Source organism: Pseudomonas sp. RW407, assembly GCF_003176655.1.
Lineage (GTDB): Bacteria > Pseudomonadota > Gammaproteobacteria > Pseudomonadales > Pseudomonadaceae > Pseudomonas > Pseudomonas delhiensis.
Genome location: NZ_QGSL01000088.1, coordinates 522,818 through 536,909, shown reverse-complemented (window position 1 = coordinate 536,909; position 14,092 = coordinate 522,818). Strand labels below are relative to the sequence as shown.

At 68.5% G+C, this 14,092-nt stretch carries 15 protein-coding genes; all 15 read left to right on the top strand.

Features of this window, described 5'->3' with window-relative positions; genetic code table 11:
• The first annotated feature begins 7 nt into the window (after positions 1-7).
• Positions 8-1,312: a flagellar biosynthesis protein FlhF gene (flhF, locus tag DK254_RS09000; protein WP_109933506.1), complete on the top strand. Its 1,305-nt coding sequence runs from the start codon at positions 8-10 to the stop codon at positions 1,310-1,312.
• Positions 1,313-1,439: 127 nt separating this feature from the next.
• Positions 1,440-2,291: a flagellar synthesis regulator FleN gene (fleN, locus tag DK254_RS08995; protein ID WP_371921111.1), complete on the top strand. Its 852-nt coding sequence runs from the start codon at positions 1,440-1,442 to the stop codon at positions 2,289-2,291.
• Entirely contained in the window at positions 2,288-3,031 is a 744-nt protein-coding gene (gene fliA / locus DK254_RS08990; RefSeq protein ID WP_109933504.1) for an RNA polymerase sigma factor FliA, read from the top strand. The genes fleN and fliA overlap by 4 nt, the downstream gene beginning before the upstream one ends.
• 249 nt (positions 3,032-3,280) lie before the next feature.
• A complete protein-coding gene (locus DK254_RS08985) occupies positions 3,281-3,655 on the top strand; it encodes a chemotaxis response regulator CheY (RefSeq protein ID WP_009621098.1) in 375 nt (124 codons plus the stop codon).
• Positions 3,656-3,674: 19 nt separating this feature from the next.
• A complete protein-coding gene (locus DK254_RS08980) occupies positions 3,675-4,463 on the top strand; it encodes a protein phosphatase CheZ (protein ID WP_089392719.1) in 789 nt (262 codons plus the stop codon).
• Between the two features lie 30 nt (positions 4,464-4,493).
• The gene (locus DK254_RS08975; protein ID WP_109933503.1) at positions 4,494-6,743 is read left to right on the top strand and encodes a chemotaxis protein CheA; all 2,250 of its coding nucleotides are present in this window, start codon (positions 4,494-4,496) and stop codon (positions 6,741-6,743) included.
• A 52-nt stretch (positions 6,744-6,795) separates the two neighbouring features.
• The gene (locus tag DK254_RS08970) at positions 6,796-7,890 is read left to right on the top strand and encodes a chemotaxis response regulator protein-glutamate methylesterase (RefSeq protein WP_109933502.1); all 1,095 of its coding nucleotides are present in this window, start codon (positions 6,796-6,798) and stop codon (positions 7,888-7,890) included.
• Positions 7,890-8,630 carry a flagellar motor protein gene (locus DK254_RS08965; RefSeq protein ID WP_089392716.1) on the top strand — a complete coding sequence of 247 codons (741 nt, stop codon included), beginning with the start codon at positions 7,890-7,892 and terminating at the stop codon, positions 8,628-8,630. The genes DK254_RS08970 and DK254_RS08965 overlap by 1 nt, the downstream gene beginning before the upstream one ends.
• Before the next feature lie 13 nt (positions 8,631-8,643).
• The gene (gene motD / locus DK254_RS08960; protein WP_109933501.1) at positions 8,644-9,528 is read left to right on the top strand and encodes a flagellar motor protein MotD; all 885 of its coding nucleotides are present in this window, start codon (positions 8,644-8,646) and stop codon (positions 9,526-9,528) included.
• 46 nt (positions 9,529-9,574) lie between these two features.
• On the top strand, positions 9,575-10,363 hold the full coding sequence (locus DK254_RS08955) for a ParA family protein (RefSeq protein ID WP_109933500.1): 789 nt from the start codon (positions 9,575-9,577) through the stop codon (positions 10,361-10,363).
• 83 nt (positions 10,364-10,446) lie between these two features.
• Entirely contained in the window at positions 10,447-11,322 is an 876-nt protein-coding gene (locus DK254_RS08950; protein WP_109933499.1) for a CheW domain-containing protein, read from the top strand.
• Between the two features lie 74 nt (positions 11,323-11,396).
• Positions 11,397-11,876, top strand: a complete 480-nt coding sequence (locus DK254_RS08945) for a chemotaxis protein CheW (protein WP_089392712.1) — start codon at positions 11,397-11,399, stop codon at positions 11,874-11,876.
• A 1-nt stretch (position 11,877) separates the two neighbouring features.
• The gene (locus DK254_RS08940; protein WP_109933498.1) at positions 11,878-12,288 is read left to right on the top strand and encodes a DUF2802 domain-containing protein; all 411 of its coding nucleotides are present in this window, start codon (positions 11,878-11,880) and stop codon (positions 12,286-12,288) included.
• Positions 12,289-12,400: 112 nt separating this feature from the next.
• The gene (locus DK254_RS08935; protein WP_109933497.1) at positions 12,401-12,898 is read left to right on the top strand and encodes a hypothetical protein; all 498 of its coding nucleotides are present in this window, start codon (positions 12,401-12,403) and stop codon (positions 12,896-12,898) included.
• A gap of 368 nt (positions 12,899-13,266) precedes the next feature.
• Positions 13,267-14,092, top strand: an 826-nt coding sequence (locus DK254_RS08930; protein ID WP_177412050.1) for a PAAR domain-containing protein, incomplete at its 3' end; no start/stop codon positions are given.

Below are 14,092 nucleotides of genomic sequence, written 5' to 3'. Positions count from 1 at the left end.
CAGCGCCATGCAGGTTAAACGCTTCTTCGCCGCCGATATGCGTCAGGCCATGAAACTGGTCCGTGACGAGCTGGGCGCGGATGCCGCCATCATCGGCAACCGCCGGGTCGCCGGCGGTGTCGAGCTGACCGCGGCGCTGGACTACCAGCCGCCGGCAGCGGCCAGCAAGCCGAACCCGGCGCTGGAGGCCGAGCTGCGCCAGACCCAGCAGCGCATCGCCCAGGCCCGCGCCGAGCTGGACAGCCCGGTGCGCGCCGCCGCCACCGCGCGCAAGGACCGTCAATTGTACGGCGCCGAGCCGGCCAAACGCCCGAGCCTGGCCGAGGCCATGGCCGCCCCGGCGCCCGCCGCCGCGCCGGCCGCCGTCAGCCAGCAGGCACTGGACGCCATGCGCTTCGAACTCAACGGCCTGCGCGAGCTGCTCGAAGTGCAGCTGGGCTCCATCGCCTGGAGCCAGCTGCAGCACCAGCGCCCGAAACAGGCCGGCCTGTGGCGCCGCCTGCAGCGCATGGGCATGCCGGCGGACCTGGGCCGCCAGCTGCTCGAGCGCGTGGCCTCGATCGCCGACCCCAAGCAGGCCTGGCGCATGCTCCTGGCCCACCTGGCGCGCTCGATCCGCACCCCCGACGCCGACCTGCTGGAGCAGGGCGGGGTGATCGCCCTGGTCGGCCCGGCCGGTATGGGCAAGACCACCACCCTGGCCAAGCTGGCGGCGCGCTACGTCCTCAAGTACGGTGCGCACAACCTGGCGCTGGTCAGCATGGACAGCTTCCGCCTGGGCGCCCAGGAGCAGATCAAGTCCCTGGGCCGCATCCTCAACGTGCCGGTGACCCTGGTCGACCCCGGCCAGTCGCTGCTGCAGGCCATGGCGCCGCTGGCGGGCAAGCGCCTGGTGCTGATCGACACCGCCGGCCTGCCGGCCAGCGACCCGGCGCTGCGCATGCAGCTCGAGGCCCTGGCGGCGCAGAGCCTGAACGTGAAGAATTACCTGGTGCTGGCCGCGACCAGCCAGAGCCAGGTGCTCAAGGCCGCCTGGCACGCCTATCGCAGCTGCGGCCTGGCCGGTTGCATACTGACCAAGCTGGACGAGGCGGGCAGCCTGGGCGAGGCCCTGGCGCTGGTGATAGCACAACGCATGCCGGTTGCCTATCTGGCGGACGGGCCGCGAATTCCGGATGATCTGCAGGTGGCGCGCGCGCACCAGCTGGTCAGTCGCGCGGTCAGCCTGCAGGCTCCCGAGGAGCCATGCGAGGACACCATGGCCGGCATGTTCGCCGGCCTCTATCAGCAGCCGGCGCGACACGTCGGCTGACGGATTCCAGGGGCGCCCCCGCACGCGGGGGCGCCAGGCGGATACGGATGCTCGAGCAGATCCGTAAGCGCTGGTGGCGGGAGAGCACCGCGACCGGCAGACCCAGGCGCCCACCGCGCCGGGGACGATGAAGAGACAAGGTAAGACTATGGGTATGCATCCCGTTCAGGTAATCGCGGTCACCGGTGGCAAGGGTGGCGTCGGCAAGACCAACGTCTCGGTGAACCTGGCGATGGCGCTGGCCGACCTCGGCCGCCGCGTCATGCTGCTGGACGCCGACCTCGGCCTGGCCAACGTCGACGTGCTGATGGGGCTTTCGCCCAAGCGCACCCTGGCCGACGTCATCGAAGGCGAATGCGACCTGCGTGACGTGATCCTCCAGGGCCCCGGCGGCATCCGCATCGTCCCGGCGGCCTCGGGCACGCAGAGCATGGTGCAGCTCTCGCCCATGCAGCACGCCGGGTTGATCCAGGCCTTCAGCGACATCAGCGAGAACATCGACGTGCTGCTGGTGGACACTGCCGCCGGCATCGGCGATTCGGTGGTCAGCTTCGTCCGCGCGGCCCAGGAAGTGCTGCTGGTGGTCTGCGACGAACCGACTTCGATCACCGATGCCTACGCACTGATAAAGCTGCTGAACCGCGACTACGGCATGACGCGCTTCCGCGTGCTGGCGAACATGGCGCACAGCCCGCAGGAAGGGCGCAACCTGTTCGCCAAGCTGACCAAGGTCACCGACCGCTTCCTCGACGTGGCCCTGCAGTACGTCGGCGCCATCCCCTACGACGAGTCGGTGCGCAAGGCCGTGCAGAAGCAGCGCTCGGTGTATGAAGCCTTCCCGCGCAGCAAGGCCTCGCTGGCCTTCCGCGCCATCGCCCAGAAAGTCGACAGCTGGCCGCTGCCGGCCAACCCGCGCGGGCACCTGGAGTTCTTCGTCGAGCGCCTGGTGCAGCATCCGACCACGGGTTCGACCGTATGATGAGCGGCTCCGGAGCGCTTATGTACAGCAAGACGCAGGCGCGCAATACCCAGGAAGAACTGATCCAGCGCTATGCGCCGCTGGTCAAGCGTATCGCCTACCACCTGCTGGGCCGGCTGCCGGCCAGCGTGCAGGTGGAGGACCTGATGCAGGCCGGGATGATCGGCCTGCTCGAGGCGGCGAAGAAGTACGACCAGGGCAAGGGAGCCAGTTTCGAGACCTACGCCGGCATCCGCATCCGCGGAGCCATGCTCGACGAGGTGCGCAAGGGCGACTGGGCGCCGCGTTCGGTGCACCGCAACACCCGCCTGGTCAGCGACGCGATCCGCACCATCGAGGCGCGAACCGGACGCGACGCTAAAGATCAGGAAGTCGCTGCCGAACTCAATATGAGCCTCGACGATTACTACGCGATCTTAAGCGACACCCAGGGCAGCCGCCTTTACAGTTTCGACGACCTGCTGCAGGAAGGCGCCCAGGGCCCGGCGGAAGACACCACGCACCTGGACAACGAGCCCTCCCACGGCCTGGAGGACGAGCGTTTCCAGCAGGCGCTGGCCGACGCCATCACCAAGCTGCCCGAGCGCGAGCGCCTGGTGCTGGCGCTGTACTACGACGAGGAGCTGAACCTCAAGGAGATCGGCGAGGTGCTCGGGGTGAGCGAGTCGCGGGTCAGCCAGCTGCACAGCCAGTGCGCCGCGCGCCTGCGGGCCCGGCTGTCGGAGTGGCGTGCGCACTGATCGACCGGTGGACACAAGGAAGTAACGGAATTTTCCGGCGGGGCGTATAGAATCCCGTCGGCGCGATAGGTGCTGGCCCTTCGCCATGAAGGCCGGCGAGCGTGCGGGGAGGGGACGGCAGGCGCCGGCAGCCCGCTCCGCCGCGGACAAGCAACACGGCAGGCGCCGCCAGGGCGCCCGCCCAAGGGTATTCAAGGCGCGCCCGCCACGGCGCGCCGGGACTGGACGGAGGCAGGTTTGGACAAGAACATGAAAATTCTCATCGTGGACGACTTCTCCACGATGAGGCGCATCATCAAGAACCTCCTGCGCGACCTGGGGTTCACCAACACCGCGGAAGCCGATGACGGCACCACCGCGCTGCCGATGCTGCACAGCGGCAACTTCGACTTCCTCGTCACCGACTGGAACATGCCCGGCATGACCGGCATCGACCTGCTGCGCGCGGTACGCGCCGACGAGCGCCTGAAGCACCTGCCGGTGCTGATGGTCACCGCCGAGGCCAAGCGCGACCAGATCATCGAAGCGGCCCAGGCCGGGGTCAACGGCTACGTGGTCAAGCCTTTCACCGCCCAGGTGCTGAAAGAGAAGATCGAGAAGATATTCGAGCGGGTCGGCGGCTGAAGCCGACCAAGAGGGCGTCATGGATCTCGTCAACGAATCCAAGGGGGGCGACTTCGAGTCGACCCTGAAGAAACACGCGCGCGAATTGGTCGAGAGCCTGGAGCGCGGCGAAGTGCAGCAGGCCGTGCAGCTCATCCAGGAGCTCAACCAGGCCCGTGACCGCGGCCTCTACCAGGAGGTCGGCAAGCTCACCCGCGAGCTGCACAACGCCATCGTCAATTTCCAGATCGACCCGCGCTCGCGCCACGCCGAGGAAATGTCGCAGATCGCCGACGCCACCGACCGCCTGTCGTACGTGGTGCAGATGACCGAGAAGGCGGCCAACCGCACCATGGACCTGGTGGAAGAGTGCACGCCGCTGGTCGGCCACATCGAGGGCGAGGCCAAGGAGCTGCAGGAACAGTGGTCGCGCTTCATGCGCCGCGAGCTGGGCCCTGAGGCCTTCCGCGAGCTGGCCAAGCGCGTCGAGGCCTTCCTCTACAGCAGCGCCCAGGACAGCCGCAAGCTCTCTGCGCACCTGAACGACATCCTGCTGGCGCAGGACTTCCAGGACCTCACCGGGCAGGTGATCAAGCGCGTCACCCGGCTGGTCACCGAGGTGGAGAGCAACCTGGTCAAGCTGGTCTGGATGGCCGGGCAGGTGGATCGCTACGCCGGTATCGAGCACGACCACGAGGGCCTGCGCACGGCCGTCGAAAAAGAAAGATCGTCCAAGGGTGAAGGTCCGCAGGTTGCTGCCGATAAGAGAATGGACGTCGTATCCGGTCAGGACGATGTCGATGACCTGTTGTCCAGCCTTGGTTTTTGAGGTGTGTGAACACACCGTGGGGAGCACCGAATGAGCTTCGACGCCGATGACGAGATCCTCCAGGACTTTCTGGTGGAGGCCGGCGAGATTCTCGAGCAACTGTCCGAGCAACTGGTCGAGCTGGAAAGCCGGCCGGACGACATGGACCTGCTCAATGCCATTTTCCGTGGTTTCCACACCGTCAAGGGCGGCGCCGGCTTCCTCCAGCTGAACGCCCTGGTGGAATGCTGCCACGTGGCGGAGAACGTCTTCGACATCCTGCGCAAGGGTGAACGCCGCGTCACCTCCGAGCTGATGGACGTGGTCCTGCAGGCGCTGGACACGGTCAACGTCATGTTCGCCCAGGTCCGCGACCAGGAAGAGCCGACCCCGGCCACCCCCGAGCTGCTCGCCGCGCTGGCGCGCCTGGCCGAACCGGGCGACGACGACGCCGTCGAAGCCGCGCCCCAGGAAGAAGCCGCCGCGCCGGAACCCGCCGCCGAGCCGGCCGCCTATGGCGACATCACCGACGCCGAGTTCGAGCAACTGCTCGACGCCCTGCAGCCGGGCGACCAGGCGCCGCAGGCCGAACAGCCGCCGCAGGCCGGGGCCGCCGGCGCCGGCGACGAGATCACCGACGACGAATTCGAGGCCCTGCTCGACCAGTTGCACGGCAAGGGCCAGTTCAGCGGCGCCAGCAGCCTGCCGGAAGAGTCGGCCGCTGCGCCCGCTCCGGCCGAAGCGCCGGCCGCTGGCGACGAGATCACCGACGACGAGTTCGAGGCGCTGCTCGACCAGTTGCACGGCAAAGGCAAGTTCGGCGGTGCGACGGAAGAACCCGCTGCGCCTGTCGCCTCCGCTGCGCCGGCCGAAGCCGAGGCGCCCGCCGCCGGCGGCGACAACATCACCGACGACGAATTCGAGGCGTTGCTGGACCAACTGCACGGCAAGGGCAAGTTCAGCGCCGACGCTGCCGCCACGCCGGCCCCGTCAGCCGCCCCCGCGCCGGCCAAGGCCGCCGAGCCGGCCGCCGTGGCCAAGCCCAAGCCCGCGCCCAAGCCGGCCGCCAAGCCCGCGGACAGCCCGCGCCCGGCCGCCGTTCCCGCGCCGGCCCACGAGAAGAGCGCCAGCGAGGCGGAGACCACGGTGCGCGTGGACACCGCGCGCCTGGACGAGATCATGAACATGGTCGGCGAGCTGGTGCTGGTGCGTAACCGCCTGGTGCGCCTGGGCAGCAACAGCGGCGACGAGGCCATGGCCAAGGCCGTGGCCAACCTCGACGTGGTCACCGCCGACCTGCAGATGTCGGTGATGAAGACGCGCATGCAGCCGATCAAGAAGGTCTTCGGACGCTTCCCGCGGCTGGTGCGCGACCTGGCGCGCAACCTGAAGAAAGAGATCAACCTCGAGCTGGTGGGCGAGGAGACCGACCTGGACAAGAACCTGGTCGAGGCCCTGGCCGACCCGCTGGTGCACCTGGTGCGCAACGCCGTGGACCACGGCATCGAGTCGCCCGAGGAGCGCGAGGCCGCCGGCAAGGCGCGCGGCGGCCGGGTGGTGCTGTCCGCCGAGCAGGAGGGCGACCACATCCTGCTGTCGATCTCCGACGACGGCAAGGGCATGGACCCGGACATCCTCCGCGCCAAGGCGGTGGAGAAGGGCCTGCTGGACAAGGACGCCGCCGAGCGCCTGAGCGAGTCGGACTGCTACAACCTGATCTTCGCCCCGGGCTTCTCGACCAAGACCGAGATTTCCGACGTGTCCGGCCGCGGCGTCGGCATGGACGTGGTGAAGACCAAGATTTCCCAGCTCAACGGCATCATCAACATCTACTCGGCCAAGGGCCAGGGCTCGAAGATCGTCATCAAGGTGCCGCTGACCCTGGCGATCATGCCGACGCTGATGGTGATGCTCGGCGACCAGGCCTTCGCCTTCCCGCTGGTCAACGTCAACGAGATCTTCCACCTGGACCTGTCGCGCACCAACGTGGTCGACGGCCAGGAAGTGGTGATCGTCCGCGACAAGGCCCTGCCGCTGTTCTACCTCAAGCGCTGGCTGGTGCCGGGCGCGCAGTGCGACGAATCCAGCGAGGGCCACGTGGTGATCATCTCGGTGGGCACCCAGCGCATCGGTTTCGTGGTCGACCAGCTGGTGGGCCAGGAAGAGGTGGTGATCAAGCCCCTGGGCAAGATGCTCCAGGGTACCCCCGGCATGGCCGGGGCGACCATCACCGGCGACGGGCGCATCGCCCTGATCCTCGATGTGCCGAGCATGCTCAAGCGCTACGCGCGGCGTATCTGACCCGGCGCGCGGGGACGCCCGCGCGCCCGCAAGGCTTCAATCAGGAGTGTTTATGGCTGTCAAAGTCCTGGTAGTGGACGATTCGGGATTCTTCCGCCGCCGCGTCTCGGAGATCCTCTCCGCCGACCCGCAGATTCAGGTGGTCGGCACGGCCACCAACGGCCGCGAGGCGATCGAGCAGGCGCTGGCGCTCAAGCCCGACGTCATCACCATGGACTACGAGATGCCGCTGATGGACGGCATCACCGCGGTGCGCAACATCATGCAGCGCTGCCCGACGCCGGTCCTGATGTTCTCTTCGCTGACCCACGAAGGCGCCCGCGTCACCCTCGACGCCCTGGACGCCGGCGCGGTGGACTACCTGCCGAAGAACTTCGAGGACATCTCGCGCACCCCCGAGAAGGTGCGCCAGTTGCTCTGCGAGAAGGTCCACAGCATCGCCCGTGCCAACCGCCGCTATGCGTCCTTCCTGAGTTCCCCCGGCAGCGGTGCCAGTACCCCGGCGCCGGCCAGCGCCGCGCCGCGCGCCTCGGCGCAGCCAGCCCCTGCCACAGCCCCGGCGGCCTCCGCCTCGCCAAAGCGTAAGCCCTACCGGCTGGTCGCCATCGGTACCTCCACCGGTGGGCCGGTAGCCTTGCAGCGGGTGCTGACCCAGCTGCCGGCCAACTTCCCCGCGCCCCTGGTGCTGATCCAGCACATGCCGGCGGCCTTCACCAAGGCCTTCGCCGAGCGCCTGGACAAGCTCTGCAAGATCAGCGTCAAGGAAGCCGAGGACGGCGACCACCTGCGCCCCGGCCTGGCCCTGCTGGCGCCCGGCGGCAAGCAGATGATGATCGACTCGCGCGGGGTGGTGCGCATCCTCCCCGGCGACGAGCGCCTGAACTACAAGCCCTGCGTCGACGTCACCTTCGGCTCGGCGTCCAAGGCCTACGGCGACAAGGTCCTGGCGGTGGTCCTCACCGGCATGGGCGCCGACGGCCGCGAGGGCGCGCGCATGCTCAAGCAGAGCGGCAGCCAGGTGTGGGCCCAGGACGAGGCCAGCTGCGTGATCTACGGCATGCCCATGGCCATCGCCAAGGCCGGCCTGGCCGACGCCGTGTACAGCCTCGACGACATCGGCCGGCACCTCTCCGAGGCCTGTGGCTGATGGATGTACTGAGCCTCGTCGGCCTGATCCTCGCGCTGGTCGCCATCATCGGCGGCAACTTCCTCGAGGGCGGGCACATCAGCGCCCTGGCCAATGGCCCGGCGGCGCTCATCGTGGTCGGCGGCACCCTGGCCGCGGCCCTGGTGCAGACCCCGGTGCTGGTGCTCAAGCGCGCCCTGAGCCTGCTGCGCTGGATCGTCCTGCCGCCGAAGATCGACCTGCCCGGCGGCATCAACCGCGTGGTGGGCTGGAGCATGACCGCGCGCAAGGAAGGCCTGCTGGGCCTGGAGACCATCGCCGACGCCGAGCCCGACCCCTACGCCCGCAAGGGCCTGCAGCTGCTGGTGGACGGCGTGGAGCCGGAGGCCATCCGCAGCATCCTCGAAGTCGACCTGTTCAACCAGGAAGGCCGCGACCTGCAGGCCGCCAAGGTGTTCGAGGCCATGGGCGGCTACGCGCCGACCATCGGCATCATCGGCGCGGTCATGGGCCTGATCCACGTGATGGGCAACCTGGCCGACCCCAGCCAGCTGGGCAACGGCATCGCCGTGGCCTTCGTCGCCACCATCTATGGCGTGGGCATGGCCAACCTGCTGCTGCTGCCGGTGGGCAACAAGCTCAAGAGCCTGGTGCTGCGCCAGTCCAGCTACCGGGAAATGCTCATGGAAGGCCTGCTGTCCATCGCCGAGGGCGAGAACCCGCGCTCCATCGAACTGAAGCTGCAAGGCTTCGTCGGCTGAGGGGCGCTGCGCCATGGCCCGCCGCCCGCCCCGCGAGGAGCACGAGAACCACGAACGCTGGCTGGTGTCCTACGCGGACTTCATCACCCTGCTGTTCGCCTTCTTCGTGGTGATGTACTCCATCTCCTCGATCAACGAGGGCAAGTACAAGATCCTCTCCGAGACCCTCACCGGCGTGTTCAACCAGCCGGACCGCTCGATCAAGCCGATCCCGGTGGGCGACGACCGCCCGCGCACCACCCGGCAGCCCAACGACGCCATGCAGCAGGGCGGCGACGACAACCTCGACGGCGACCCGCTGACGCAGATAGCCGATGCCGTGCGCGCGCAGTTCGGCGACCTGATCGGCAGCGACCAGTTGAGCGTGCGCGGCAACGAGCTGTGGATCGAGATCACCCTCAATTCCAGCCTGCTGTTCCCCAGCGGCGACGCCATGCCGGCGGATGCCGCCTTCGGCATCGTCGAGAAGGTCGCCGGGATTCTGGCGCCCTACCAGAACCCCATCCACGTCGAGGGCTTCACCGACAATGTCCCCATTCACAACGCCCAGTACCCCACCAACTGGGAGTTGTCGGCGGCGCGGGCGGCGAGCATAGTCCGCCTGCTGGCCCAGGACGGCGTTTCCCCCTCGCGCATGGCGGCGGTGGGCTACGGCGAGTTCCAGCCGGTGGCGGACAATGCCAGCGCCGAGGGCCGCGCGCGCAACCGCCGGGTGGTGCTGGTGATCTCCCGCAACCTGGAAGTGCGCCGCAGCGTCAGCGGCGTGGGCAGCGCCAAGGCGCAGCCGGATGGCGCCCTGCGGCAGGCTGGCACGCAACCTGCACCGGTGGCTGCCAGTGATGCGCCTGCGGCCGGCAGCGTCAATTCCCCGCCGCCGGCGCCGGCTCCTGGAAGCTGAGAACGATGAAAGACATGAACCGAGCACACGGACCGGGGAGAGCAGCATGAAAGTCTGGGCGGTAGCCAACCAGAAGGGTGGCGTCGGCAAGACCACCTCGTCCATCGCCCTGGCCGGCCTGCTGGCCGACGCCGGCAAGCGCGTGGTGGTGGTCGACCTCGACCCCCACGGCTCCATGACCAGCTACTTCGGGCACGACCCGGACACTCTGGAGCACAGCGTCTTCGACCTGTTCCAGCACCAGGGCGCGGTGCCCGAGGGGTTGCCGCAGCAACTGCTGCTGCCCACCAGCCACGAGAAGATCGCCCTGCTGCCGTCGAGCACCGCCCTGGCCACCCTGGAGCGCCAGTCGCCCGGGCAGAACGGCCTGGGCCTGGTGATCTCCAAGGCCCTGGCGCAGCTGTGGCAGGACTTCGACCACGCCATCATCGACAGCCCGCCGCTGCTGGGCGTGCTGATGGTCAACGCCATGGCCGCCAGCCAGCACCTGGTGATCCCGGTGCAGACCGAGTTCCTGGCGCTGAAGGGCCTGGAACGCATGGTCAATACCCTCAACATGGTCAACCGCTCGCGGCGCCAGGCGCTGCCCTTCACCATAGTGCCGACGCTGTTCGACCGCCGTACCCAGGCCTCCATCGGAGCCCTGCGCATGCTGCGCGACACCTACCCGGACACCCTGTGGCCGGCGTTCATCCCGATCGACACCCGCCTGCGCGACGCCAGCCGCCACGGCGTGGTGCCCTCGCGCCACGACGCCAACAGCCGCGGGGTCATCGCCTACCGCGCACTGCTCAAGCACCTGCTCGGCCAGGTGCCGGCGAGCCAGGTGGCCTGAGCGATGTTTTTCCGACGGGTGCCTTCAAGTCTGGGCCCGGTCCGGCCGATAGGCTGGGTGAACCCTTTGCGCGGATTTTCTGCATGAGCCGTTCCGCTACCGCCACACGCCCCCAGCTCGCGCTGCAGTCCTACCTGGACGCGCTGCTGCAGGAGGCCACATTCGACGATTTCGAGGCCCAGGCACCGGCCCCTGCGCCGGCCGCCCCGGTGCTGACTGCGGTGCCTGCGCTGGTGGCGCCGGTCGCCGAGCTCGAGCCCTCCAGCAGCGTCAGCCTCGACGAGTTCGAGGCCGCGGTGCTCGAGGAGCAGGTGCGCGATGCGCGCCTGGTCGCGCGCGCCACCGCGCCGGTGGCCGAGGCGCCACCGCCCGTCGAGCCGCCGGTGGCCGAGGCCGCAGCGCCGGAGGAAGCCGCCGACGAGGTGATCGACCTGCACCGCCCGGGCAGCGCGCAGATGCCCCCGGCGCCGCTGGCGCTGCTCGACGACGGCCGCCCGGTGTGGGCCGCCGAGCCCTTCGAGTGCCTGCTGTTCGACGTCGCCGGGCTGACCCTGGCCGTGCCGCTGGTGTGCCTGGGCTCCATCTACCCGCTGGCCGGCAAGGAACTGACGCCGCTGTTCGGCCAGCCGGACTGGTTCCTCGGCATCCTGCCCAGCCAGTCGGGCAACCTGAAGGTGCTGGATACCGCGCGCTGGGTGATGCCCGAGCGCTACCGCGACGACTACCGCGAAGGCCTGCAGTACGTGATTTCCGTGCAGGGCTACGAATGGGGCCTGGCGGTGCACCAGGTCAGCCGCTCCGTGCGCCTGGACCCGTCCGAGGTGAAATGGCGCAGCCAGCGCCAGCAACGCCCGTGGCTGGCCGGCACGGTGATCGAACAGATGTGCGCGCTGCTCGACGTCTCGGCCCTGGCCGGGCTGATCGACAGCGGCGCGCTCCGCAGCCAGGCCCGCCACTGACGGGCCGGCGAGGCAATTGAACGACAACCGCTGCGCTACCCTTGGGGCGTGGCCGAACACGAGAGGCTAGGGATATGAACAAGACGTCTGCGCAAGGTGCCGAAGATCCGATTCTGCAGTGGGTCACCTTCCGCCTGGACAACGAGACCTACGGCATCAACGTGATGCAGGTCCAGGAAGTGCTGCGCTATACCGAGATCGCCCCGGTGCCGGGCGCGCCCAGCTACGTGCTGGGGATCATCAACCTGCGCGGCAACGTGGTCACCGTGATCGACACCCGCCAGCGCTTCGGCCTGGACTCGGCGTCGGTCTCGGACAACACCCGCATCGTCATCATCGAGGCGGACAAGCAGGTGGTGGGCATCCTGGTCGACAGCGTCGCCGAGGTGGTCTACCTGCGTCAGTCCGAGATCGAGACCGCGCCCAACGTCGGCAACGACGAGTCGGCCAAGTTCATCCAGGGCGTGTGCAACAAGAACGGCGAGCTGCTGATCCTGGTCGAGCTGGACAAGATGATGACCGAGGAAGAGTGGTCGGAGCTGGAGAGCATCTGAGGTGCTCGAACTCGTCGTCCTGCTCGCCGTCGTCTGCCTCGGGCTGATCGGCTTCTGCGCCTGGCTGTTGCAGGGGCAGCGCCGCCTGGCCGCGCAGCTGGCAGAGCAGGCCGCGCGCCACGCCACCCTGGAACAGCGCCTGAAGGAGCTGGCCAAGCGCAGCGAGGCCTACCAGCGTGTCAACGTGCGCATGGGCGAGGAACTGGGCGAGTTGCGCAAGCAACTGGCCAACCTGCCCGAGCGCCTGGCGCGCCTGGAACAGCGCGACCCCACCAGCCTGTCCTTCAGCCAGGCCGCGCGCCTGGCCGGGATGGGCGCCTCGGCCTCCGACCTGGCCCAGGCCTGCGGGTTGTCCCAGGCCGAGGCGGAGCTGATCACCCGCCTGCACAGCGGCCACAAGCCCCAGGACTGAAGCCCGGCCGCCCCTCGGTATACCCTTAGGGCCTTTTCGGATTTGTCCGATCTTTTTCCTCGAAGCACGCCTATAGAGTGGTTCGCGTCGCTTTTTTCTCGAGGAAACCGCCATGTTGCCGCTATCGCGCCGCACTCTGGTCTTCTGCCCGCATCCCGGCTGCCTGCAGCAGTACGGCATCCTGCTGAACCGCCTGGAGGTCTACCACCTGAGCCTGTGCGTGAACCTGGCCGAGGTTGACCAGGCGCTGGCCGGCGGGGAGCACTACAACCTGTTCATCTACGACAAGTTCAGCCTTTGCGAGGACGACCTCGCGACCCTCCTGCACCTGAGCCGCAACCCGGGCATCCAGCAGTTCCTGCTGGTCGGCAGCTTCAGCGAGGCGCAGCGCCGAGAACTGCTGGACTGGGCCTGGCGCCAGCACGTGCCGCTGCTGCAGGTGCTGGAACGGCCCTTCAGCCTGGGCCAGCTGCGCTCGGCCGTCGCCAGCATTGTCGATTATTCCGAAGCCGAGCAGGGAAGCTTCCCGGGAGCCCATCCGCTGCTTCCCAGCGAAGCCCTACCACCCAGGCCGGCCACCGGCATGCCGGAGTGGCCTGCGCGCAGCTAGCAGGAGCGCGGAACGACCTTGCTCGTCCCGGAATCCCTGGCGCCTGGGGGTTGGCGGGGCGCTGGGCGAGGAGGACGGGAGAGAGGGAAAATGCCTCGTGTAGTGGCTAATTGCTGCTATTTTTCGGCAAAAGTGGCGACTTGACAGTGAGGGGCGAGGGTAGTTTCTTTCGCCCTTTCACAGGGCAATGGAGTTGGCGCAGGATGCCGGAAATGGATTTCGTTCGCCCAGGCGGCAGGGTTGCCGTCGCCCTTCGCATCGTCCCCGTTGCCCATTGCGGAACCCCTTGGCAGTTGCAGCCAGGCGCGGCCGCGAGTCTCCGGCAGCCGGATGCGCCAGTCGCATCCCCTGGCAGGGGGTGAGCCGCCATGTACGAAGCCGCTCGCCTGCACGATGAAATCGCCCACAGCAATGCACTCACCGGCTTCCTGGTCGGGGCGGTGCTGGGGATTGCCCTGGTGGCCGCGGCCACCGTCTTCTTTCCCTTCACAGGCGGCCTCGCTGCCTGTCTGCTGGCCGGGCTGATGACAGGAGGGGCTGCCGTCATGGGCGGTTGGCTCGCCTCACTCGGGGAAAGCGTCGGCCGGCTGTTCAGCTCGCCGGCGGGCATCATCGAAACAGGCTCCCCGGACGTCTTCATCAACCAGCGCAATGCCGCCCACGTCGCGCGCAGCACCGCCATCTGCGACAAGCATCCGCCGCTGATCCAGGTGGCCGAAGGCTCCAGCAACGTCTTCATCAACGACGTCGCCGCCGCGCGCAAGGGCGACAAGCTCACCTGCGGCGCCACCATCGATGGCGGCTCATCCGACGTCTTCATCGGCGGCGGCACCGTGCAGTACCTGCCGGTGGACGACGAGGTGCCCCACTGGCTACGGGCGACGGTGGAGGTCCTGCTGGTCGTGGCCGGGCTCGGGCGGGGCCTGGTGTCCCTGGCCAGGCTGGGGCTGCAATCCGGGCTCAAGGCCGCCATGCCATGCGCCCTGCGCTTCGCGGCCGGCTTCGCGATCAGCGAGGCGGTCGGCCGGATGATCATCGCCCCGGTCACCGAACGGGTGCTGGGCGGCCTGTTCGGCAACCCGGTGGACGCCACCACCGGGCGCAAGCTGCTCACCGAGGCAGGCGAAACCGACTTCAGCCTGCCCGGGCTGATGCCCATCCAGTGGTCGCGCTTCTACGCCAGCGACCTGGACT